The 22,340-nt window shown below is 44.7% G+C and carries 21 protein-coding genes; 12 read left to right on the forward strand and 9 right to left on the reverse strand.

Annotated features, from left to right (window positions below; genetic code table 11):
- Positions 1-1,143, forward strand: coding sequence for a metallophosphoesterase (locus tag DOE51_RS03605; protein ID WP_142695221.1), 1,143 nt, complete (start codon positions 1-3; stop codon positions 1,141-1,143).
- A gap of 48 nt (positions 1,144-1,191) precedes the next feature.
- Entirely contained in the window at positions 1,192-2,409 is a 1,218-nt protein-coding gene (locus DOE51_RS03610; protein ID WP_142695222.1) for a glucose-6-phosphate isomerase, read from the forward strand.
- A 93-nt stretch (positions 2,410-2,502) separates the two neighbouring features.
- On the opposite strand, the gene DOE51_RS03615 is transcribed toward DOE51_RS03610, so the two are convergent.
- From DOE51_RS03615 to DOE51_RS03640, 6 genes are read right to left on the reverse strand one after another with little or no spacing between them, the layout of a single operon-like run.
- Positions 2,503-3,474, reverse strand: coding sequence for an ROK family protein (locus DOE51_RS03615; protein WP_142695223.1), 972 nt, complete (start codon positions 3,472-3,474; stop codon positions 2,503-2,505).
- Positions 3,471-4,922 carry an alpha-amylase family protein gene (locus tag DOE51_RS03620; RefSeq protein ID WP_246845327.1) on the reverse strand — a complete coding sequence of 484 codons (1,452 nt, stop codon included), beginning with the start codon at positions 4,920-4,922 and terminating at the stop codon, positions 3,471-3,473. The genes DOE51_RS03615 and DOE51_RS03620 overlap by 4 nt, the downstream gene beginning before the upstream one ends.
- 11 nt (positions 4,923-4,933) lie before the next feature.
- On the reverse strand, positions 4,934-5,977 hold the full coding sequence (locus DOE51_RS03625; protein ID WP_142695224.1) for an ABC transporter ATP-binding protein: 1,044 nt from the start codon (positions 5,975-5,977) through the stop codon (positions 4,934-4,936).
- Between the two features lie 2 nt (positions 5,978-5,979).
- Complete coding sequence (locus DOE51_RS03630) at positions 5,980-6,798, reverse strand: sugar ABC transporter permease (protein ID WP_142695225.1); 819 nt, start codon at positions 6,796-6,798, stop codon at positions 5,980-5,982.
- The gene (locus DOE51_RS03635; protein ID WP_142695226.1) at positions 6,798-8,996 is read right to left on the reverse strand and encodes an extracellular solute-binding protein; all 2,199 of its coding nucleotides are present in this window, start codon (positions 8,994-8,996) and stop codon (positions 6,798-6,800) included. Before DOE51_RS03635 ends, DOE51_RS03630 begins: the two co-directional genes overlap by 1 nt.
- Positions 8,996-11,644: an alpha-1,6-glucosidase domain-containing protein gene (locus tag DOE51_RS03640; RefSeq protein WP_142695227.1), complete on the reverse strand. Its 2,649-nt coding sequence runs from the start codon at positions 11,642-11,644 to the stop codon at positions 8,996-8,998. Before DOE51_RS03640 ends, DOE51_RS03635 begins: the two co-directional genes overlap by 1 nt.
- Positions 11,645-11,801: 157 nt before the next feature.
- Between DOE51_RS03640 and DOE51_RS03645 the strand changes: the two genes are divergently transcribed.
- Positions 11,802-13,112, forward strand: a complete 1,311-nt coding sequence (locus DOE51_RS03645) for a carbohydrate porin (protein ID WP_246845329.1) — start codon at positions 11,802-11,804, stop codon at positions 13,110-13,112.
- A gap of 291 nt (positions 13,113-13,403) precedes the next feature.
- The gene (locus tag DOE51_RS03650; protein WP_142695228.1) at positions 13,404-14,339 is read left to right on the forward strand and encodes a diguanylate cyclase; all 936 of its coding nucleotides are present in this window, start codon (positions 13,404-13,406) and stop codon (positions 14,337-14,339) included.
- Between the two features lie 3 nt (positions 14,340-14,342).
- Here the strand turns inward: DOE51_RS03650 and DOE51_RS03655 are convergent, their stop codons facing one another.
- Positions 14,343-14,645 carry a hypothetical protein gene (locus tag DOE51_RS03655; RefSeq protein WP_142695229.1) on the reverse strand — a complete coding sequence of 101 codons (303 nt, stop codon included), beginning with the start codon at positions 14,643-14,645 and terminating at the stop codon, positions 14,343-14,345.
- Positions 14,646-14,817: 172 nt separating this feature from the next.
- Between DOE51_RS03655 and DOE51_RS03660 the strand changes: the two genes are divergently transcribed.
- The 4 genes from DOE51_RS03660 to DOE51_RS03675 all read left to right on the forward strand — a co-directional run bounded on the left by DOE51_RS03660 (position 14,818) and on the right by DOE51_RS03675 (position 17,786).
- Positions 14,818-15,258: an MAPEG family protein gene (locus DOE51_RS03660; protein ID WP_142695230.1), complete on the forward strand. Its 441-nt coding sequence runs from the start codon at positions 14,818-14,820 to the stop codon at positions 15,256-15,258.
- Between the two features lie 64 nt (positions 15,259-15,322).
- Positions 15,323-16,474 carry a C1 family peptidase gene (locus DOE51_RS03665; protein WP_142695231.1) on the forward strand — a complete coding sequence of 384 codons (1,152 nt, stop codon included), beginning with the start codon at positions 15,323-15,325 and terminating at the stop codon, positions 16,472-16,474.
- Complete coding sequence (locus DOE51_RS03670; protein ID WP_142695232.1) at positions 16,461-16,850, forward strand: DUF333 domain-containing protein; 390 nt, start codon at positions 16,461-16,463, stop codon at positions 16,848-16,850. The genes DOE51_RS03665 and DOE51_RS03670 overlap by 14 nt, the downstream gene beginning before the upstream one ends.
- A 93-nt stretch (positions 16,851-16,943) precedes the next feature.
- Positions 16,944-17,786 (forward strand): hypothetical protein, encoded by an 843-nt coding sequence (locus DOE51_RS03675; protein WP_246845331.1) that lies wholly within the window; start codon positions 16,944-16,946, stop codon positions 17,784-17,786.
- Between the two features lie 29 nt (positions 17,787-17,815).
- Here DOE51_RS03675 and DOE51_RS03680 read toward each other — a convergent pair whose 3' ends face one another.
- The gene (locus DOE51_RS03680; RefSeq protein ID WP_142695233.1) at positions 17,816-18,073 is read right to left on the reverse strand and encodes a hypothetical protein; all 258 of its coding nucleotides are present in this window, start codon (positions 18,071-18,073) and stop codon (positions 17,816-17,818) included.
- A 305-nt stretch (positions 18,074-18,378) separates the two neighbouring features.
- On the opposite strand from DOE51_RS03680, the gene DOE51_RS03685 reads away from it, so the two are divergent.
- Genes DOE51_RS03685 through DOE51_RS03700 form a run of 4 tightly spaced genes read left to right on the forward strand, consistent with a single transcriptional unit; the run spans position 18,379 to position 21,340 of the window.
- Complete coding sequence (locus DOE51_RS03685; protein WP_142695234.1) at positions 18,379-19,002, forward strand: RNA polymerase sigma factor; 624 nt, start codon at positions 18,379-18,381, stop codon at positions 19,000-19,002.
- Between the two features lie 4 nt (positions 19,003-19,006).
- Positions 19,007-19,489 (forward strand): hypothetical protein, encoded by a 483-nt coding sequence (locus tag DOE51_RS03690; protein ID WP_142695235.1) that lies wholly within the window; start codon positions 19,007-19,009, stop codon positions 19,487-19,489.
- Positions 19,490-19,512: 23 nt separating this feature from the next.
- Positions 19,513-20,001: a hypothetical protein gene (locus tag DOE51_RS03695; RefSeq protein WP_246845333.1), complete on the forward strand. Its 489-nt coding sequence runs from the start codon at positions 19,513-19,515 to the stop codon at positions 19,999-20,001.
- 1 nt (position 20,002) lies between these two features.
- Positions 20,003-21,340, forward strand: coding sequence for an MFS transporter (locus DOE51_RS03700; protein ID WP_142695236.1), 1,338 nt, complete (start codon positions 20,003-20,005; stop codon positions 21,338-21,340).
- Here DOE51_RS03700 and DOE51_RS03705 read toward each other — a convergent pair.
- A complete protein-coding gene (locus tag DOE51_RS03705) occupies positions 21,312-22,340 on the reverse strand; it encodes an aminopeptidase (protein WP_246845335.1) in 1,029 nt (342 codons plus the stop codon). The two genes, DOE51_RS03700 and DOE51_RS03705, sit on opposite strands and share 29 nt — an antisense overlap.

The raw sequence follows: 22,340 nt of genomic DNA on the forward strand, positions 1-22,340 counted from the left end.
ATGGAGTCCACTGTCGCAGTAGAGTCCAGCGACGGCTCAGCGGTCGTCGCCAAACCCGCGCCAATTAAAAAAATCAAAGTCGTCGTCAGCGATTTGCATTTGGGCAAAGGTCGTTTATTACCTCAAGGTGGTTTGAACTCCTTAGAAGAATTCTATTACGGCGAAAAGCTGGTGGAATTCATTCACTATTACTCCACAGGTATTTACAGAGACTATGAAGTTGAGATGATCATCAATGGTGACTTCTTTAACTTCTTGCAGTGCGATTACAAAGGTCACTTCCTTTCAGTTATCACGGAAGCTGTGACACTGGAGATCTTGAAGGACATCGTGAAAGGTCACGAAAACGTTTTCAAAGCTCTGGCCGAATTCGCGGCAAAGCCTGGTAATAATATTACTTATATCGTCGGCAATCACGATCAAGGCATGTTGTGGCCTGCGTGCCGCGCGTACTTGAATCAAGTTATTGGCGCGCCCGTGCGCTTTAAAAACATCGTGTATTTCTTTGATGGCGTGCACATCGAGCACGGTCACATGCACGAAGCCGCGAATCGTATGGATCCCAAAAAATTCTTCTTAAAAAAGAATCTGGTTGAGCCCATTTTGAATCTGCCTTTCGGTTCGCACTTCTTCTTGGAAGTCGTATTGAAAATCAAACAGACATATCCACACGTCGATAAGATTCGACCTTTCGGCAAAATGGTGCGTTGGGCGCTGGTTAATGAAACCATGACGATGGTGCGTGCGTTCTTTATGGCACTTGGTTACTTCCTTAGAAGTGCTTTTGTTAAGGACCCGCGTCGTCATTGGCCGATCAAACGAATCATCCAAGTCATCCTGGAAAGCGCGATTTTCCCTGATTTAAGTGAATCAGCGCGTAAGATTCTTAACGATGAGCGCGTTCACACGGTGGTCTTTGGCCACACGCACGTTTACCAGTATCGTCAATGGAACGAGAACAAAGAATATTTTAATACAGGAACATGGACGGAGCTGACTTCTTTGGATATTGTGTCCCTAGGAAAAATCACGAAGCTTACGTACTGTTTAATCGAATACCCTGAAGACGGCGGACGCCCGCGCGGTCGTTTGAAAGAGTGGAAAGGGTATCACCGTATTGAGGAAGACGTCGCTATCTCGTGATTTGCGATTCTCGCTTTTGCGAGAGTGTAGACACATGGAGATATCACGATGTTAGAAATCACTCAATCCAGTCACCAAATTCCAAACGAACTTTTGCAAGCCTGCCAATCATCTTTGAAGCTTTTCATGGAAAGAAAAGAGATTGGCTTTCCGCAATTGGTTGAGCGCATTCAGTTGTGGCAACAATCGCACAAGCACGGTGCTGACTTCGCAGCCAAATTCAAAAAACTTGTCGTCGTCGGTCTTGGTGGTAGTTCGCTAGGGACTCGTGTTATCGCGGAAGTGTTCAATTCTAAAAACATGTTCTTCGTTGATAACGTTGACGCTTTGGAATTTGAAACTTTGATTGAAGAGCTTGGCAGTCTGAAAGATGTTGCTTGGGCTTTCATCTCTAAAAGCGGGACAACGATCGAATCATTGTGTGCCCTTGAACTTCTTTTGCAAATCTACGAAGAAGAAAAATTAGATCTTTCTAAGCACAGCATCGTGATCTCTGAAACAAAGGAAAGCTCGTTGACTCAATGGGCGCGTAAACATCAAGTTCCAGAGTGTGAAATTCCGCTGGATGTTGGTGGTCGATTTTCTGTTCTTTCTCCAGTCGGTATGTTCCCGGCAGCGTTCTTAGGCCTGGATCTTGAAAAAATCCGTGTCGGTGCGAAGCGCGCGTTGTTGGATACAGCAACTGTGACACAAACGATGGCCCAAGTGATCATGAGCTACCAACGTGAAGAATGGATCACTTTGTTGTGGTCGTACAATTCACGCCTTAAAAACTTCGGCGGTTGGTATGCACAGTTATGGGCTGAATCACTAGGTAAAAACCAAACTCGCGCCGGTGGAGCAGCTCCACGTGTAAGCACACCAATGGCTGCAATCGGTGCTTCTGATCAGCACTCGATCTTGCAGCAGGTGATGGAAGGTACGAAAGATAAGTTTGTGATGTTCATGCGCTCTGAAGAATCAGAAGGCGGATCACAAAAAATCCATAAAACACATTTCAAAGAAACAGCCGATCTTCACGGTCGCACAATGGGTGAGTTGCTGCGCGCCGAAGCTCTAGCAACGCAAGAGGCATTAAATCAAAATGGCGTTGCCACAATGACTTTGAAAATGAAGGCCTTGGACGAAGAAACTTTGGGTTACTTGTTCATGTTCTGGCAGCTTGTCGTTGCAGGAATGGGCGAATACCTAAAGATCGATGCCTTCAATCAACCAGGTGTGGAACTTGGTAAAGTCCTTGCGAAAGCAAAATTGAAACAGCACTAAGACAGTTTGAGTAATTGAAGTGGTCTCTGAAAATGAGATAAAAAAGGGAGCGTGAGGCTCCCTTTTTTATGGTCATCAAAGATATTTTTCTGACTAGGATTTCTTTTGCGAATAAAGATGCGGAAGATATCCGGCACCTAAAACACCCGCGTGATTTTTTGACTTCGCAATTTCGATCTTACATTCGAACATTGGATTCAATTGGCGAATCATTTTTGAATAGTTCGCTTTTAGTTCTTTCAGATACAAGTGCTTGATTTTAATCAAGCCACCGCTGATGAAGATCTTTTCTAAATTAAACGTCAAAGACAGATCGTAACAAAGAGTCGCCAATGCCCACGCCATATCCGCATACAAAACGTTGTACTTTGGATCTTTAGATTCAACCAACTCTTCAACCGAATTGCCAGTGAAACCCATTTCACGAGCGCGACGTAAAAGTCCCGTTCCTGAAGCGATGCCTTCGACAGTGCAGTGGTGAAGTTTGTCTGGATTGTTTTTTAGTTTATTGAAGTCGGCAATCAAGTGACCACATTCAGAACCCATGCCTTGAGATTGGCACGGGAAGTGATTGAAGATGATGCCAGAACCGATACCAGTGCCGATGCTAACAACCGCGAAGGAAGCCATACCCTTAGCACCACCAACCCAGCCTTCAGCTAAAGCTGCAGCCGTCGCATCATGCTGGAAGAACACTTTGGTTTTGAAGCCTTGTTTGTTGATTTCTTTTTCTACTAGATCGCGAATTGGAACGATCTTCCAGCCTGGATAGTTCACAGGATTGATCAATTTACCTTCAGCCGCATTCAATGGACCGGCGCTCGCAAGGCCAATACCTTTAAAAACAGAAGCAGACGTTTCTTTAGGAAAACGTTTTTTAAAATCCAAAGCGATGTCGGCCATCAATTGAATCACGCGCTTCTGCGTTTTAGCTGCAGAGTTTTCGCGTTTCATGTCGACAGGAACTTTTACGAAGTCCAGCATTTCGCCTTTATCTGTTAAAAGCGCTGCTGCCAGTTTCGTTCCACCTAAGTCAAAACCGATCGTATAAGTTTGTTTTTTCATAGTGCTTTTTTCTTCTGTGATGCAGTCGTGCGGTTTAAAAGAACCATTGCTGAGTAAGCTTGGATAACAACGTTGGCCTTACCCTGAGCATTCACTTCAATCATATTAGGACATGAATGAGTGTTCGGGTTGTATGAAGCGCCAACGATATTGCAGTACTTGCCAGCAGGAAGACCGGTTTGGAATTCCTTTGGCAATTGATTGCCTGAAAAATTAATTGCAACAAAACCTTTTTGCCCACGACTGAAAGCAAGCTGATCCGTATTGTTGCTCCAGAAATTATTTACAACGAATGAACCGTCTGTTTGATTTCTGAAATCAACCATCGCTGCCACTTCAGGCAAACGATGTTCACATGTAAACGGAGCTGTACATTGATTCTGTGAACTTAATACTGGCAAAGTGCGCAGTTGTTCATTCAGTGGGGGGCCGTCGTCATAATTCGTAAAATCATAACCCGTATAAACTTGTGGGTAACCAAACGGCCACGCCAACATGAAGATCTGTGCCAGGCGATACAGCTTTTGATCTTCGCTTGAGTACTTCAGGATGTACGGATCACCTGTGCGTTCAAGATCGTGATTCGTCACAAAGACAATCGAGTCATTCGAAGCCGGAAAGTTTTCTCCGATGTGTAGAAGACCGTCCATTTTTTTATCTTTGATGGCAGCACCCAAACGGTGAGCATAGTCGTACGCTGTCACGTCACCAATCGGCGTGTAATCAGCGTAAGAGATCGGTCCTGCGGGATCATAGATCACTTCCTGATAAACGTAAGCAGAGCGTTTCAGCTGGCTCATGATCGCTTTTAAGTCTTTAGCAGGAATGTGTTTCGCAGCATCGATGCGGAAACCCGCAACACCCAAATCCAAAAGGTGATTTAAGTAAGCAGCGATGGTGTTTTGAACTTTTGAAGTTTCAGTTGCAAGATCAGCAAGATCGACCAATTCACAGTTTTGTAATTCGTAAAGGTCTTTGTAGTTCACGATGTCATCATTGCCATTGCGACCGCAGTGATGGAAATCATTGAAGTCATAAATGCCAGGATAGTCATAGTGAGTGAAGCTTGTACCACCAACAGCAGTGCCACCAGGAATGCCTGTCATGTGATTGATGACAGCATCAGCGTAAATATCAACGCCCGCTCTGCGGCAGCGTTTTACCATGTCGGCGAATTCGGCTTCGTTACCGCTGCGTGATTCGATTTTATAACTTGCGACTTGATAGCGTTCCCACCACGGATGTTTTTCCCAAACGATGTGTTCATGTGGTGGCGAAACTTGAACGGCAGAAAAACCAGCAGGGCCCAGATACAATTCACACTCACGCGCGATATCTTTCCACGGCCACTCGAACATCTGCACAAAAACGGTGCGTGGAGCGGCTTGCGCTGCAAAGCTTGCGAAGAACAGGCAGAAGATGGAAAGACAAAGGCTTAGCTTCTTCAAAGTTTAGGCTCCTAAAGGCGTTGATTCAGGCCCGTTTTTTTATCAAACAGGTGTGCCTTTGTCAGGTCGATCTTCAAAGGAACCGACTGACCCGTGGAAAAATTAGCCTGTGAATCGACGAGGATTCTCACACTTTGGTTCCCTAACTGACCGTGCAGCATTTGTTGGCCGCCTAAATTTTCTGACAGCTCGATTTTAAAGCTACCTAATTCCACTTCATTCTGGGTTAAAGCGCCCTCTTTCACTTTAAAGGCTTCTGGGCGAACTCCCAAAACCTGATCGGATTTTTGGGCTTCAGACCATGGAAGTCTTTTCACGATATCGCCTTCAATGAAGTTCATTTCAGGGGAGCCAATGAAACTTGCGATGAACATGTTCTTAGGCTTGTGATAAATCTCGGAAGGAGTTCCCACTTGCTCGATCACGCCGTCTTTCAAAACAGCGATACGATCACCCATTGTCGTTGCTTCCATTTGATCATGTGTAACATAAATCATGGTGCTTTTAAGTTGTTGGTGAAGACGTTTGATTTCCACACGCATTTGCGAACGAAGATGGGCATCCAGATTCGAAAGCGGTTCATCGAATAAAATCACCGGCGTTTGACGAGTCAATGCACGCCCTAAGGCAACACGCTGACGTTGACCGCCAGAAAGTTCTTTGGGTTTGCGAGCCAGCAGGTGAGAGATCTGCAAAAGATCCGCGATCTCTTTCGTGCGCGAAGAAATTTCTGCAGGATTCAGACCTTGTAGTTTCAAGCTGAAGCCCATGTTTTCTTCAACGGTCATGTGCGGGTAAAGCGCATAGCTTTGGAATACCATTGCGATGTCACGGTTTTGCGGTTCGATATTATTAATGACCTTGCCTTCGATCTTAATCTGACCGGCATCCAATGTTTCAAGGCCCGCAAGAGTACGTAACAAAGTTGATTTACCGCAACCAGAAGGTCCGACAAGAACCAGGAATTCTCCTGAAGAGATTTGCAGATCAATTCCTTTAAGAATTTTTGCCGCGCCAAAGCTTTTTTCGCATTTTGCAAATTCAATTGAAGCCATAACTAACCCTTCACACTGCCCATCGTTAAACCTGAAACCAGATAACGACTGATACTAATAAACAAAATCAAAGCAGGAACGCTGACGATCAATGCGCCCGCTGCATACAAACCCCATTGCGTTGCAAGACTTGCCTGGAAAGAGCGAAGCCCCAACGGCAATGTATAAAGTTGTGGGTCCTGTAATACCACCGCCGCAATCACGTATTCGCTCCAGCTATTCATGAAGCTGAATAAAGCCGTGATAACCAAAGCGGGTGATGACACGGGTAAAATAATTTTCGTAAAGATCATCCACTTTGAACAGCCATCCAACAAAGCTGCTTCTTCAAGCTCCTTCGGGATAGTGTCGTAATAGGCTTTCATCTGCCAGATACAGAATGGCAAAGCCGTCGACGAATAAATCACAAACAAGCCAATGAAGCTGTCGATCAAGTGAAGTTTAGAAAGAATCACAAAAAAAGGCAGCATCAGCATCGTCGCTGGAAACATCTGTGTCGTTAACAATGAAAACAACATCATATTTCTGCCACGGAAACGATAGCGAGACAGCGCATAGGCGCTTGTCGATGCCAACGCCACACCAACAAAAGTCGTCACGGCACTGATCAACAACGAGTTACGCAGCCACAACAAGAAATCCGTTTCCACAAACAAGGCCCAGAAATTCTTTAACGTTGAATTCGGTCCAATGATTTCCAGTGACTGCGTTTGGAAAGCGTTGTCACCACGCAAAGAAACTGAAATCACATAAAGGATTGGATACAACGAAAACGCTGCAAACAATAAAATGCTAAACCAAGCAAAAGCTTTTTTAATCATTACTGAGTCTCCTTACGGTATTGCGCGCGCAAAGAGCTCAAGCCCCACACCACAAGAATCAAGAAGATCAACACAGACACGGAAGCTGCGTATCCATAGCGGTACAAGTTAAAGGCCGCTTTATAAACGTAGCTGACAAGAATGTGCGTTTGATCGCCCGGCTCGCCAGAGTTGGAAACAAGCCAGATCACGTTCAAATTATTAAATGTCCATATAGAACCCAGCAATGCTGCTGGCGCCATCACTGGCAACAACAATGGCCAAGTGATGTGACGGAAACGTTGCCATGCATTCGCACCATCAAGCACTGCGGCCTCATACAACGAGTGTGGAATGGACTGTAAACCACCCAATGCTACGATCATCATGAATGGGAATCCCAACCATACGTTCGTAAGAATACAAGCGGTAAACGCCGTAAACGGTTGGCTTAACCACTGAACCGGAGAGAGATGCAAAAATTTTTGCAGGAAGATATTGATCGGGCCGTATTCTTGATTGAACAGAGCTCGCCACGTAAGTGCTGTGATGTATTGCGGAACCGCCCAAGGGATGATGAGCAAGGCACGCCAGAAACCTTTGGCTGGCATCACTTGGTTGATTACAACCGCCAAGAACACACCAATCGTCACGTGGAAGAATACGTTGACCACAGTCCAAATCACCGTCTTTAAGAACAACGAATAGAAACGTGGATCCGTCAGTGCGTTCACATAGTGAGTAAAACCAACTAGCGACCAATCTTGGAAGGTGCGAAGGCTGAAGTTCGAAAACGAAATCGCGATATTATAGAAGAACGGGTAGATGATCACCGCAAAGATGCCGATGAACGCTGGCAACATCATGTAGTAAGCGAAACGATTCGGACCTTGGAAGCCTTTGACGAACGCAACAAATGATTTTCTGAACGCAAAGATCGCCCACAAGATCAGAACCAGGAATAAACCTTTCAAGATCCATGCACCGGGGCCTGGTTCCAGAACTTCATTCATCTCGGTGATTTGTTTTTCCGCTGTGATCTGTGCACTTTCAGCAGCTGCTGTTGGCGTCGCACTGCCAGCCAAAACCTTTTGATATTGAATGCGTAAGCTATCCCAGATCGCGCGCACTTCAGGAACAATCGGCATCGGGTGACCAACGGCCATAATGTCTGAAGAGATCTTCAATAAAGGGTTGTTCTTCACAACATCAGATTCACGCGCTTGCAAGTTTGAAGGAAGAATTCCTACTTTTTCTGCAAACAACATTTGTACAGGTTGTGACGTCAGATATTTCAACAATTTCACCGCGGCATCATAATGCTCTGGTGATTTCATGTTTACGTTTAAAGAATAACCTTTAGTTCCAACAAGCGGAGCCGGCCATTTACCTGTTGAAGAAATCATTGGGATGCGAGCGATGCCGAAATCAACTTTCGCTTCTTTATAATCACCCCAAGACCAGTCACCATTGATCAACATCGCAGCTTTGTTACCTTTGAACAAAGCATTTGCTGTTTCATAGTCACATTCTTTAGGAATGATTTTATATTGATCGCGCAGATTTAAAATAAATTGGAACGTGTCACGCAAAGCCTTTGTGTTCAGGTTTGGTTGCGTGTCGTTCTTCATGAAGTCTTCGCCAAATGCCGGAATAAACGGGGCAAAGAAGAATGGCTCAGTATAATTAAATACCAGACCCCACTGATCAATCTTGCCGTCACCGTCTTTATCGATCGTCAATTTTTTGCCCATCGCGATCAATTCATCAGAATTCGTCGGTGGGTTTGGCATCAACTTCTTATTATAAAGAAGCATCAAATGATTGCCGACGCCGTCACCGATCATGAAGTGCTGATCGTGAAACTTTGGTGCTGCAAGTGGATCAAATTGCGTAAAGAAATCAGCGCCTAAGATTTCATCTAACGGACGAATGATTCCCATTGTGGCAAACGGACCGATTTGATCGCTAGGACCGTAAACCAGCTCAGGACCGCTACCACCCATAGCTGCTGATTGATAACTGCTGCGCAGTTCTTCAGTTTCCCGATAAGTCGCTTGAACTTTAACGCCGGGATTTTCTTTTTCGAATTTTTCTAAGGCCTCTGCCAAAACTTGGCGATGGGCATAGATCATTTGATGCCAGATGTGCACGCGAATTTCTTTCGCTTGCACGCTGACGGCAAATAGAAGGCTTAACAGGAAAAACAGACTACGCATTATCTAGCACCTTTAGATTTTGTCGTCGCAGAAACAAGTTTCAATACAACAGTGCTGCGACCAGGAATCTGAATAGCAGATTGCGCTGGCATCAAGACGACTTGGGCTAAAGCAGGATCTACTTTAGCGTCTAACAATGGATGAAGCTGCCATGAATAACCCAGCACTTTATTCGAGAATAAACGCGGTTCACGAGAGCTATTAAACATAATCAATAAAGCTTCATTGCCTTGGTGAAGAGCCATCGCAATCAAACCCGGTTGCGGCGTCACTTCATCATCAATGAAAACTAATTTCGCCATGATTTCATCTAGCGAGTTCATTTTAAACAACGAACTGCTTTGGCGCACACGAATCAAGGCTTTGAAATAGCGATCCGTTTGTTGAATCAACTCTGGCGATACTTTCATTTCAGGCACAACCAAGCGCGGCTGCCAGAAGGACCAATCATCAAGATTTTTCCATGCTGGAGGTAAGCCTTCACCCCAGTGATTGTTTTGTTTGCTCCAATCAACACGGTTGAAGAAGTCGCCAGAATCATAACTGTCTTGGTCGCCATTTTTTGAACGCAGCAATTCAGTTCCAGCTTCTACAAACGGAATGCCTTGGCTCAGCATCGGAATAGCCAACGCCAACTGCACCATACGTTGACGATCTTCAGAAGTCGTTAATGTTGGAGTACGACCACTTGTAAAGAACGGGGCTTTGGCTTGAACCGCATCCCATAACGAATAACCATCGTGAGCCGAAACGTAGTTAATCGTTTCAATCGGTGTCGCCGATGTGCCCACCGATGAAGAGCGGAAATAAAGATCGCCACCGTGAATGACAGAGCCTAAGTGTTCACGGAAAGTGAAATCACGTAAGTTGCCAGCAAGACCGACTTTGATAACGTCGCCCAAGTGAAGCAATTTATCGCGTTGGCCATCAGCATCCGGAGGCGTGTTGCGATTCGCAGGTTCACGATTGAAATCGAAATACAAACCCGTCGCAAAGCCTTGATCCGATTTTTCAGTGGAGTTTGTTGTCCCACCACGAACAGCATCGCGCAGACGATCGTTGAAAAGACCAATGCCAGCGCCGAAAGAATTTGCAGCCGTCATCGCACTGCCAGGATCTTGGCCAAATAAGGAACCAAACGACCAACCTTCGCCGTAAATATAAATTTTAGAACCATCGATGCCGTCGTTTTGTTCCGTTAAAGAGCGAACTGCATCTTTAATTTTCAACATCGTTTGACGAGTATGGAAAGACATCAAATCAAAACGGAAAGAGTCGATCTTGTATGTACGTGCCCAGAACAAAACGCTATCGATCATCAGCTTTTCCATCATGCGATGTTCAGAAGCCGTGTCATTACAGCATGAAGACGTTTGCACATTACCTTCATCATCAAGACGGTAATAGTAAGAAGGCACGATCTTATCGAATACCGATTGCGGCAACAGACCGTTTTTGTAAGTGTGATTGAAAACGACGTCTTGAACGACGCGCAGGCCAGTTTGATTCAAAGACTGCACCATGCTGCGCACTTCTTTAATGCGTGAAGAACCTTGTGGATCTACTGCATAGCTGCCGTCTGGCGCTAAGAAATGCACGGGATCGTAGCCCCAGTTAAAAGCATCTTGCGAACGAATCTGTCCCAAAGCACCTTGCACGTCTTGCAAGTTTGTACTTGGGAAGTTCACAGTCTCCCACGTATTTTTGTCTTCATCGACAGAGCCAAAGTCATTGAATGGCATCAAATGCACGTGAGTTAAACCGGCTTCGCTTAAAGAACGAAGCTGAGTCATACCGTCGCTGTTTTCTTGAGTGAACGCCATGTAAGAGCCGCGATACATAAACGGCACCGTTTGGTCACCCGCACTGAAATCGCGAATGTGCAGTTCATAGATAACGATATCTTTGAAAGAATTCAAAGCAGGCTTGCGCAAGTAATCCCAACCCGCAGGTTTTAAATCAGCAGCATTGACGTCAACGATTTGTGACTTCGATCCGTTTGTTGCAAGGCTAAAGCTGTAGGGATCAGTGACCAGTGACGTTTCAAGTTTATCCGTCGTCGGTTGGTACACAGTCACTTCATAAAGATAGAAATAATTTTGATATTGAGCAGGCAATGTCGCAGACCACACGCCATGATCTGTTGTCATATTGTAGATCTGCTCTGGAGAAGTGTTCGGTGTATTTCCATTACGGTAAACGAAAACACGCACACTCATCGCAGTCGGCGCCCACAACTTTAGTTGCCACTGTGAGCCTTGTGAACTGACGCCTAGGTCTTTGCCGTCATAGAAATATAAATCATCAAGCAGGCCCGCATACTGAATGGCTGTTGCATCCAAAAGCTGTTGATTGCTGTTGATCGTGTAGACTTTTAAAGGACGACGAATCAATTCGTTGATATCAGAAGCTTTGATGTTTGCTGTGCTTAAAAGCGCATAGTTATCATGGGCTTCAATCACTGGCAGAGAAAAATTCAGGGGATTATTTTTGAAAGCAACTTCGCTGTTCGCAAGCACGAAGTTCATGTTGTCAGCAACACGAAGTCCTTGCGAAAGCTTCACCAAAAGTTGACGTGAATTCAGCCACTGCGCACGCATCGGTCCCGCGAAAACGGGCTTCGCGAAAACGAAAAGACTGATCAACATGAACGCGGCAAAACCGCGGCTACAACGCCTTTGAAGCAAAACACTTCCCCCACGAATTGAGTGTCTACTTTTATTCCATGAGCTAGTCAGCTCAATGCATAAGTGCTAGTCAGGGCGGGACTTTATGGGTAAGCCTCGTATTTTTCAAGGGACGAGAATGAAAAGAATTATTTGGGCGCTATTATTTGTATTCTTAGGTGAACAATCTTTCGCATTAAATGCTGATTTTTTAGGCTATCTACGTGGTGGAACGGGCTTGAATCTTCAAGGTGGTTCTAAGGAGTGTTTCTATAACAACGGATTACCGGGTAATTTCCTACGTTTAGGGAATGAGTGTGATTTCTATACTGAACTTGCCTTGGTTTTTAATCACAAAACTGCGACCGCGGACGACCCAACATTTTTTAAGACGCAACTGCGCTTTGCTTACAGCTCTAAAGGTTTGCGTCAATGGGAATCCACGGTTGTTCCGGTAAATTCTAGCAACAACACAGTGAAAGTCCCTCAATCAGAAATTGAAGCTTTCGTAAAGGCCGGCGGTTTTTCTGAAGTCCCTGGCGAGTTCTGGGTCGGTAAAAGATTTTATCGTGACGTCGATTTGCACATCTTCGATTGGTACTACTACGCCGACATGAGTGGTGTTGGTGCGGGTATCGAAGCGTTGTCTGTGGGCCCAGGTCAGTTGGCGATTGCGCACATGATTCAAGCGAATGAAGACTTCAATACAACGTCAGTAGGTCGTCCGGCATTGAATGCGATTGATTTGCGTTACACATCTTTGAAAGTTGCTGACGATGCAAAATTAAATTTCTGGGGCGTATATGCATGGGCACCAGGAAGTTCTGATGGTTCGACAGAGTACGTTCCAACAAATGGTTACGTTCTTGCGACACGTTTGGATTCAGTCGCATACACTGGTCACAGCAATACAACTTTGATGTTCGGCCAAGGTGCGATGAAAGATTTCAACATCTACGGAAGTAGCGCAGTGAATTCTAACGACACTTCACAAAATCACGCATGGAACGTGCGCTTTGTTGAAGACTGGAGTCGTGATGTCACTGATTCTTGGGCTTTCATGTTCGGTTTGGCTGCGAATTACGGTAGCAACGGCAAAGATCAATACGATATCGTTCAATGGCAAGAGATCGGCATTCGTCCGATTTATTTTGTCTCTGACAGATTTCAGTGGGTTTTTGAAACGGGTTACTCGCACATCAAAGATGAATCGGAAACTTTGTCGAACGGTCAACTGGCGGGTGATCGTGAACTTGCACGTGTGACAGTGGCTCCGCAGTTATCCATGAGCAAAAGTATTTGGGGTCGTCCTGTGCTTCGCGCCTACATGTCGTACTCGTTCTGGAATAGCGCAAATGAGGACGTGAAATATATCGGAGCGAACGCGCCAACGTTTGCAAACAAATCATCAGGAATGACATTTGGCTACCAATTCGAAGCCTGGTTTTAAACTTGCGATACGTGACCGCCTCCTGCGTTGCTTCGTCGTCGGCGTACATTTCGTACGCCTTCCTCCTTGCGCCTTGGATTCGATCACGTCTCACAAGTTTAAAATTTGTGAGTACAAATGTTTTATATTGGGAATTACTTACTATCTGTTGATCAACTGAACATCTAAATATGAACTAATAGAGTCAGGACTTAGGTCTTATCTCGCTCGTAGCTAGGCGTGAGACTAGCGGGATCATTTTTGCGATCTGAGCGATTGTCATTCAGCGCATGAAGCCTCATAATTTTTTCTATGGCTCACAACGATGATTCTTCCAATGATAACTTAGAAAAAACCAGTATTGTCGCGAGTGACACTTTCAAGGGTCGCTTGCGTGAAGCGGACGATGTTCCGCCCGCTGTTCTTGTGTTGATTGGACCTCCGGGTTACGTGGGGAAACAATATCCAATTACTGCGAACGATATCGTGATTGGTCGTTCCGTAGAAAGCCAAGTTTACATCGACGATAAAAGTTTAAGTCGTTCGCATGCGAAGTTCGCCGTGAATAGCGGTGAAGTTTCGATCATCGATTTGGGCTCGACAAATAAAACAATCGTGAATGGTCAGGCTTTGCCACCTTTAGCGTCGTGTTTGTTGAAAAATAACGATCAAATCAAAACGGGTAACGTGATTTTCAAATTCCTTGAAAAAGGAAGTTTGGAAGCGATCACGAACCAAGCGATGTATGAAAAGTCTCAGAAGGATGCTTTGACGGGTGCACATTCAAAAGGTGCATTGATCGAAAAAGGCCCTGAAGCTATGAAGCGTTCAGAAGTTCTGAACGAACCATTAAGCCTTGTGACTTTCGATATCGACCATTTCAAAAAAATCAACGATACCTATGGTCACCCAGGTGGCGACTACGTTCTGAAAGAACTGTGCCGTATCGTGATCACAAAATTGATCCGCGCAAATGACTTCTTTGCTCGTTATGGCGGTGAAGAGTTCGTTCTGCTTCTTTCCGGTTCAAACGCAAAAATAGCCGGTGAAGTGGGTGAGCGTATTCGTCACACTATCGAAACCAGCGAATTTGTATTCGAAGGAAAAAAGGTGTCTGTCACTATTTCAGTAGGTGTTGCAACGAAGAACGCCACTGAAACAGAATGGACTCAACTGTACGAACGCGCCGACAAAGCCTTGTATCAATCAAAACAAGGCGGCCGTAATAAAGTCACCATCGCCCCTTAGTCTTTAGGGGCACGCACCTGAAATAGTTGGATAAGATTCACACGAACTGCGAGCTGGCTGCATGCAAGCTTGCAGACATACTTGCGAGTTTGCAAAATAGGCGTCTTCAAGTTTGCGGGCCGCTTCCTGAGCCTGTGCATATTGTGAAGGATTTGCTCCCGCTGTGCGAGCGCAAACGTCTATCATGGCTTGGTAGCTACTTAATACGCTATTCATCGAGTTAAGAATATTAGCGCAAGGATCTGCATAGGACGTTGAGGCAAATGTTAAGACAGTCAATGCGCTAGCAAACATTATTTTTGTCATAGAAGACTCCTTTGAGGCGCACCCTATGTTCTGGCTTCCAGGACGGCTATAAGTTTTCTTGATTTGTAGCTTTTCCTCATCATTAAGTGGTTGTAGCTAAATTTGCGCTCAGTTGCATAAAGACTTTCTTTTTCTCTAAAAATTTTATGAACTGTACATTCAGGAGGTAGAAATGCCGGTAGTGAATGTACAGTTAGTTTTTCCTATGATTGCGTTGGTTTTTCTGACGATCATCGTTTTAGTTGTGACTTTTCGTCGTCGAGTAGCGGCAGTGAAGACGGGAAAAATTCCAATTACTCACTTTAAAACATACACAGAGGGCGAACCGCCTGCGGATATAGTTCAGGCCGCTCGTCATTATGCGAACTTGTTTGAAGCACCGGTGTTGTTTTATGTCGCGTGCCTTGTTGGTATGGTTTTGCCTGTTCAAGGAATTGCGTTTGTGGTTTTGGCGTGGCTTTTTGTGATCGTACGTGCCATTCATGCCGTGATTCATATGGGTCAGAATAAATTGTTCTATCGTATGCGAGCATTTTTCACGGGTATCGTGATTTTAGCGATCATGTGGATTATGATTCTTGTGAAAGCGATTCAGATTTCGTCCATCGCTTAATTTTTTCTAGAGATCTTCACCTAGGTCCGTTGTCGAAAGCCAACGGCCTAGCGACAATAATGGAATGACTGGTACGTCCCTTCACTTCGCCATTTCCATTCTTCTTTTTTGCTCTGCTGGCCACGCACAGACTGCGGGCGGTAGAAAAAAAGTGACCTTCAATCCACCCGCAAAAACGCAGCCGGCAGCAAAAGCTGATGGCGGGAATTTAAATGCTGATTGCGGCGACATGGATTTGAATCAAGGTGCAAATTCACCGTTCAATAAAATTCCAGTTTACGATCAAGATGGCACTGGGATTTGTTATGCTTATACGACAGCACAAATGACAGATTACTATCGCTTCAAAAAAGGCGATACCTCTTATGATTTAACGAATCCTGTCTATGCGGCTTACGACACTTATGGAACTAAGAATCCATTTAAGGCCAACTCTCTTTACGCAGGTGTTGCGACCGATGTGAACGATGCGATTCGCGCAAAAGGCGTGTGTAGCGATAAAGAAGTGAAAGCGCGTCTTGCTGAATATATGAAAGTCAGTGGCGGTTCCGAAGCTGAAGTTTTGCATTTCCTTGAAACTGTTTATCAAAATTTGAATCCTAAAAGCAACAAAACCGATTGGACAAAAGTTTCAAGTGTCATGACTTCAACAACCGGAGTGTCGTGCAAGCAGCAAGAGCAACTTAAAAGTGTTGCTCTGAAAAGGAATGTCATGGGCGCTTCAGCTCCAGCGGTTTTGCAAAACCTGTTTAAGAATTGCAAAACTCATCCGGTGAAAGTTCCAGACATTGAAGTTTTTCAATTCGGATCTGACGTGAACATGAAGCGTGCGATGGATAAGGGTTTGAATCAAACCATGCCAGCGCAGCTTATGGTCTGCGCGAATCTTTTTACAGATAAATCTTATAAAGGCGTCGTCAAGAAGTCTCAGAATTCGCAGCGTGATGCAATGGATGGCACACGTCCAGACTGCGAAGCGCATTCGATCTTAGTGACGGGTCGCAAGAGCATCAATGGGCAATGCAGTTATCTTGTGCGCAATTCTTGGGGCACGAATTGGAAACCCAAAGGTGCCAAAGCCTGTGCGTGCCGAACGTGGTCAGGTCAGTACAAACAGATCTGCTCGAATCCTGATGAAGTCGACGAGTACGTCGGCTGCTGGTACGGCGCCAGTGAGTTAACTGCTAATACGGGGAGTGTCGGTGTCTTCAAATAAAATACTTTTTTTAGTCATCACATTTGCTTCCTTGGCGGCTGGGGCCACTTGTCGTCCTGCGACTTGGACTGCGAACGAAAAAGATTTTACGGTTTGTTACGATATGAAAACAGACGCGTTGCTTTCTGAATCTTGTATTAACGGTTCGTGTGATGCGCGTACGTTTTTAGATAAAGTGCGCGGCGTGAAATTACCTTCAGAAGGAGTGAATCCTCATAATCCAGGAAGCAAATACTGCAGATGGGTGCAGGGTACTGTGGTCATCGCACGCAATGCACGCGGCTCGCAAACGGCCTTCTGCCAAGGATCTGATGGAACGCTCGTGGATCTTGCAGGGCTTGCGGAATATGCGGACGACTCTGAAGAACAAAAATAATTAACTAAGATTTCAAACTCATAACAAGCCAAAATTTCTTCGGCTTGTTATTCCTGCCTTCGTTCAAATAACAACCTAACGAACGAGGGCTTCATGAAGAACCTATCTTTACTTACGCTCGCTGTAATTTTGACGGCGGCATCGCTGACTTACGCAAAAGACATTGATAAGTCGGGACAACAACAAGCTCCGGCAAGTAAAAAAGAATACTGCACGCAGGGCACAGATCCGAACTACTACAAAAGCTTGATTTACAATTATCAAAATCGTCTGTCGTTTTTAAATGCCGGAGGCATCGGTAACGGCGGAGTCTGTTGGTGGCATTCGATGTTCACCCGCAACGCCACTTACATCGCGGTCTATCGCCCGGAACTTCCCCGTGCTTCAGCGGATCGCGCTAAACGTATCATTGATGCGATCATCGCGAACGACGCGGTCGTTGAAATTCCTGGTTATAAAAACTTGTATGAATTTTCAATCGACTATCATCAACAAATTCAATCCGCTTTGAACCGTTGGCAAATCAGCGAAGGCATTGCGTTTGGATGGTTGCGTGGTCTTAGCGGCAAAACGCGTGTGGCTCCGGATGTTTTAAAATCAATGATGGATGAACTTTATCAAGAAGTGCGCAGCGGGCGTATTGCTTACCAGAAACTGCAGATTCCCGGCATCATGGCGCATGCATGGCTTGTGGTCGACATGTGGAAGACCAATCTTGGTTATGACTTTGAAGTGGTCGATAGCAACACTCGTGAAGTTTATAAAGTGCACTATCAAAAAGGCATGACTCATTTGAACGAATACAATTCCGTTCCGTACACGGGTAGGAATTCTGCGAACTATAGTTCCTATACGTCGGCTAAGAAAAATTATTGCAAGCTGGGGATCAATTCAGAAAATAAACCACAGCTTCAGCAAAACTACGCTGGCAATTAGTAAATCTTTAAAAGAGGGACGAAACGAAATTAGTGAATACGTTCGTCCTTCACCTCTTTTTCTTTTTTCTTCATTTCTTTTTCAGCTTTTTTTTTCGCTTCTTTCTGCTGCTTTTTTGTTCCCACTAAAGTGGTGTCAGGCATTTCCGTTTGTTTTGGAGTTGGCTCTGGTGGCTCTGCCATCGCTTGCGAGCTCTGACTTTTGGGAGTTTGCTGGGCAGAATGTTGTGGCTGCTGAGCATATATATAGATGGGAAGGCAGACAGTTAACACGGCCAGTGTTTTCATAAGTCCTCCTATTTATTAGGATCATTTCGTTGGCAAATCGAGTCAACGCGACCTCTCCCAAGGCCATATCCAGACCCATAAGAATTTCTTATGTGCGTCATAACAAAATGCGTAATTCCTAAATAGTTTCATATATTTAGGGCCACATTGACTCTGCACAAATTGGCATCAACGTTGCTTATTAGAAACAGTGTAGGCACCGCGGGTTTGGGGGCGAATTTACCGGGGGCTGAGAGGGGGCAAGATGGCTCTTCTGGAAAAAAATTCAGAACGTTAACCGAAAATAGACAGAAACGAGTCAAAGTATGGAGAGAGATCTAATAGTGCTATCGGATCTTGAACTGGTAGAAAAAGTGAAGTCGGGGGACAGACGCTCTTTTTCCGAACTCGTGAAACGACATCAGAGAAGTTTGCTGCGCTTGAGTTTGAGGTTTGTAAAAGACATGGATGTAGCTGAGGACGTGACTCAGGAAGCTTTCATCAAAGCTTACGAGAAACTGAACTCATTTGAAGGGCGTGCGTCTTTCAAAAGCTGGTTGTTCCAAATTGGCGTGAACACAGCTCGCAACAAACTGCGCGAATTTAAGCGCGATACTGTAGATGTTGAAGACGTGCATTTAGCAGTGGAAGCAGAGGCTGAACACACTCTGGTCCACACGGCGGTGGCTGACATACTTCAAAAAGAAGTAGATAAGTTGCCAATGAAACAGAAGACAGCCTTGGTTCTTCGTGTGTACGAAGATCTTAGCTTTAACGAAATCGCTGAGATCATGGAGTGCCCATACGATACAGCCAAAGCGAATTACCGCCACGCTTTGATGAAACTTCGTCAGACTTTTGAGCAACAAGAAGAGCTTAAAAACTGGACTGAAGAAGTTGGTGGTTTCTTTACAGAAATGAATCATAGATTTGCGGAAGCAGAAGGATAGGTACATGGATCGTCGTGATGAGCAAAATGTCCCTTTGGACAAAGTTCGCAAGAAAATGAAGGCCATGGATGATTTCGAAATGGCGATGAGTGACGACTTCTTCGATTCACTCCATGACAAGATCATGGCGAAAGTTGAAGAAGCTGAAATGGCACCACCGCCAGTCTTGATGACGCCCAGAAACATGCTCCGTGCTCACTGGCGCGGATGGCTTTACCCCGTTGGGGGGTTAATGTCTCTGTTCCTGATGTCTTTCATGATGATCGGGCAGGTGTCAAAAGTGAACCAGGGCATGCAACGCGTGGGTCTTTTGAGTGACGGTCATGAACGCATCGTCGCAGAAGCTTTATTGGCTCCTGAAGATGTGTCCCAGACTTTAATCAGCACTCAGTCTGAATCTGACTTTTTTGTGGACGTAGCTAATGAATCATTTGAAACTTTATCAGTAGCTAAGTTCAACAAAATCATGGGTGAGAGCGTGCGCTAATCACCCATTGCGGGTGGATCGACGTGCGTTTCATAATCCTAGTTTTTACATTCATCGTCTTCCAAACAGTTCAGACCCAAATCGCAAGGGCTGAAACTTCCGATAAAAAAAATCAGTTAGAAGAGCTTTTCATTTGGAAATTAAGTGATGAGCTAAAGCTTTCTCCGGTTGAGGAGAAAAAATTCACTGACATTGTGAAGGACCTCAACCGTAAGAAAGCCGATCTTAATAACGAACTTCAAGAAATTACCGAAAAGATGTCAAAAGCCGCGAACACAAAGAAACGTGAAGAGCAGCTCGTGGCTTACCGTAAAACACTGCAATCTTACAATCATATTAGCGAAGAAGAGTTTGATAAGCTGAAACCACTTTTAGGTGCTGATCGTTTTGTTCAGTATCTACAAATTAAACAAGACTTAACAAAACGAATTAAGTCGATGCTTGCAAACCCTGAAGCTCCGAAGACAGACAAAAAAAATCTTCCAGCTCCGAAGGTCATAGAAGAAAAATGATATGGAACAACCAACAAGCTTTGCGAGACTCTGGGATAAGTTAGCTACCCTGTGTCTTGTAAATCTGTTGTCGTTCTACTGCTTCTACCTTTCCGGCATTCTTTATATCGAAAGCACCACTCTGTTTTTCAATCCTGCTTCCACAGGCTTTGCTTCTGTCAGTTCACTTCTTAGTTTCTTTCTTGGATTTTTATTGCGACCGATTGGGGCGCTGTTCTTTGGTTTCGTTGGTGACACTCGTGGTGCAAAAAAATCTTTAGTTCAGAGCATGGGCTTGCTGGGAGTCATGACATTAGGAATTGGCATTTTGCCGTCCTTCGAAAAGATTGGCATCGTTGCTTCTTTAATGAATGTCTTTTTGCGGCTGGGACAAGGTTTTGCAATTGGTGGAACGTATTCCTGTTCAGCAATTCTTGGCTATGAATTAGCGCCTGAAGGTGCGAAAGGCCGCTACACAAGTTTATTACAGCTGTCTGTACCTGCTGGGTATTTAGCGGCGATGGCGATCATCGTGATTCTAAAATTAATGATTGGTATAGAAGCGTTTCTATCGTGGGGATGGCGTGCGTGTTTCATGCTGTCGATTCTGGTTTTGTATTTTACTTTTCGTCTTCATCGCAGCGATGAGTTTGATCAAGTTCATACAGAACGAAGTACCCCTGCTGAGTATCGCGATCATCTTGCCGGATTTCTTAGTAATAAAATCCAACTAAAAAATTTCTTCCTGATGATCTTACCGCTCATGGTGGGGTTGGGAGTGGTTGGATACATTAGTAACATCTATAAACTTTATTTCTTTCAATCGGTATTGAAGGTTGATGCGCCAACGGTCAGTTTTATCATTGCGACTTCAAGTCTGCTGTATATGCCAAGTTATTATCTGTGGGGACGGCGTGCAGATAGGATTGGGAGTGAAACTGTTTTGTTGCATGGATTGACATTAAGTTTAATTTTTATTTTTCCTCTGTTCATGCTCTTGCAATATTGGGTCACTCATCACGCGGGCGCACAAGCGCGCTTGGGATTCAGCACGCTTGTGATGATCCTGATTTCCGCCGGCATAAGTTCTGTCGCGATTATCGGTTACAGCCCATTGATTGCTTATGTCTGTCAGCGAGTACCAACGGCCTTGCGTTGCACGCTTTTTTCGCTCGTCTACAATCTTGGTTTTGGCATTTTGTCAGGGATAGTGCACTTGATGAGCGGCTTCCTTTTTGAAAAGTACCGCTGGGTATTTGTGGGACTTTGGCTGATGGAAATAATTGGCGTGATTTGCGCGGTGATTATTTTGTTTTATCGTCGAAAAATGGTTACGTCGGATTCGCGATCAGCTCTTTAAGTTTAGCGGCAGGATCTTTTTCACCTTGTAAGGCTTTGCAGCGCTCAATAAATTTACTGAAATCGCGACCTGATTGTTCATACAAAGTTTCAAAGTCACTCATGTCTTGCATGTAGGTTTTAAATACCAATAGGCGAGCGTTGTTGAGTTTTGCTTTTGTAAACTTATCCCAGTCACGGGTTTGCATTTTTGGCAGAACCTCGTCGGCGAAACGTTTTTGAATTTCGGCAATTCGTGCGGCACGAAGTTCTTCTTTGCGATCTGTTGCCGGAAGTTTTTTATACCACTCTGTCAAATCACGAATTTCTTTAGAGATAAAAGCTGAAAACAATTTGTCGTCTTCGTTGTTTTTGCGAACCTCAGCTAATGTCGCTGACTGGGGGCCTTCCGTTTTTAAGTAGTACATCTCTGCACCCTTATTGCCCAGGAAGTTTGCTAAGCGCTCATTGAAGTCAGCTTCGTGTTTGATGTACAAAGTCGCATGCACGGTTTCGTGAATGATTGTATTCACAAGATCGAAGTCCTTATAACGAAGCATCGAGCTTAATAAAGGATCTTTAAACCAACCGAGTGTGCTGTAGGCGGAAACGCCACGCATGTAAGTATCTAAATCTTCTTTTTTTAATTCTTCTTCTTCAGATTTAGCATCGGCTTCGTTGAAATAACCTTTGTAAGGCATTTTGCCAACGATAGGGTAAGACCACTGATAGTGTTTCAATTCCCACTTATAAGCGGCACTGACAACGTAAGTGACATAAGGACGATCCAATTTCACATAAGACGTGTAGTTTTGTGTGGGCTTAAGATGCAGATCGTTTTCCGCGAACTGACGTGCTTTTTGTGCAAGTTCCAGTTTACGTTTTTCTTCAGTCGAAATGTTTGGATCTTTGAGGGCATCATCAATTGGAACACGGCTGTTCAAAAGTTTGACTTGATTGTAGGCCGAGCTAAACAGGTAGCTGACTTGGCAACCTGTTAGCAGAGGAAAAAGTAAAATCAA

The sequence above is a fragment of the Bdellovibrio sp. NC01 genome (assembly GCF_006874625.1).
Classification (GTDB): domain Bacteria; phylum Bdellovibrionota; class Bdellovibrionia; order Bdellovibrionales; family Bdellovibrionaceae; genus Bdellovibrio.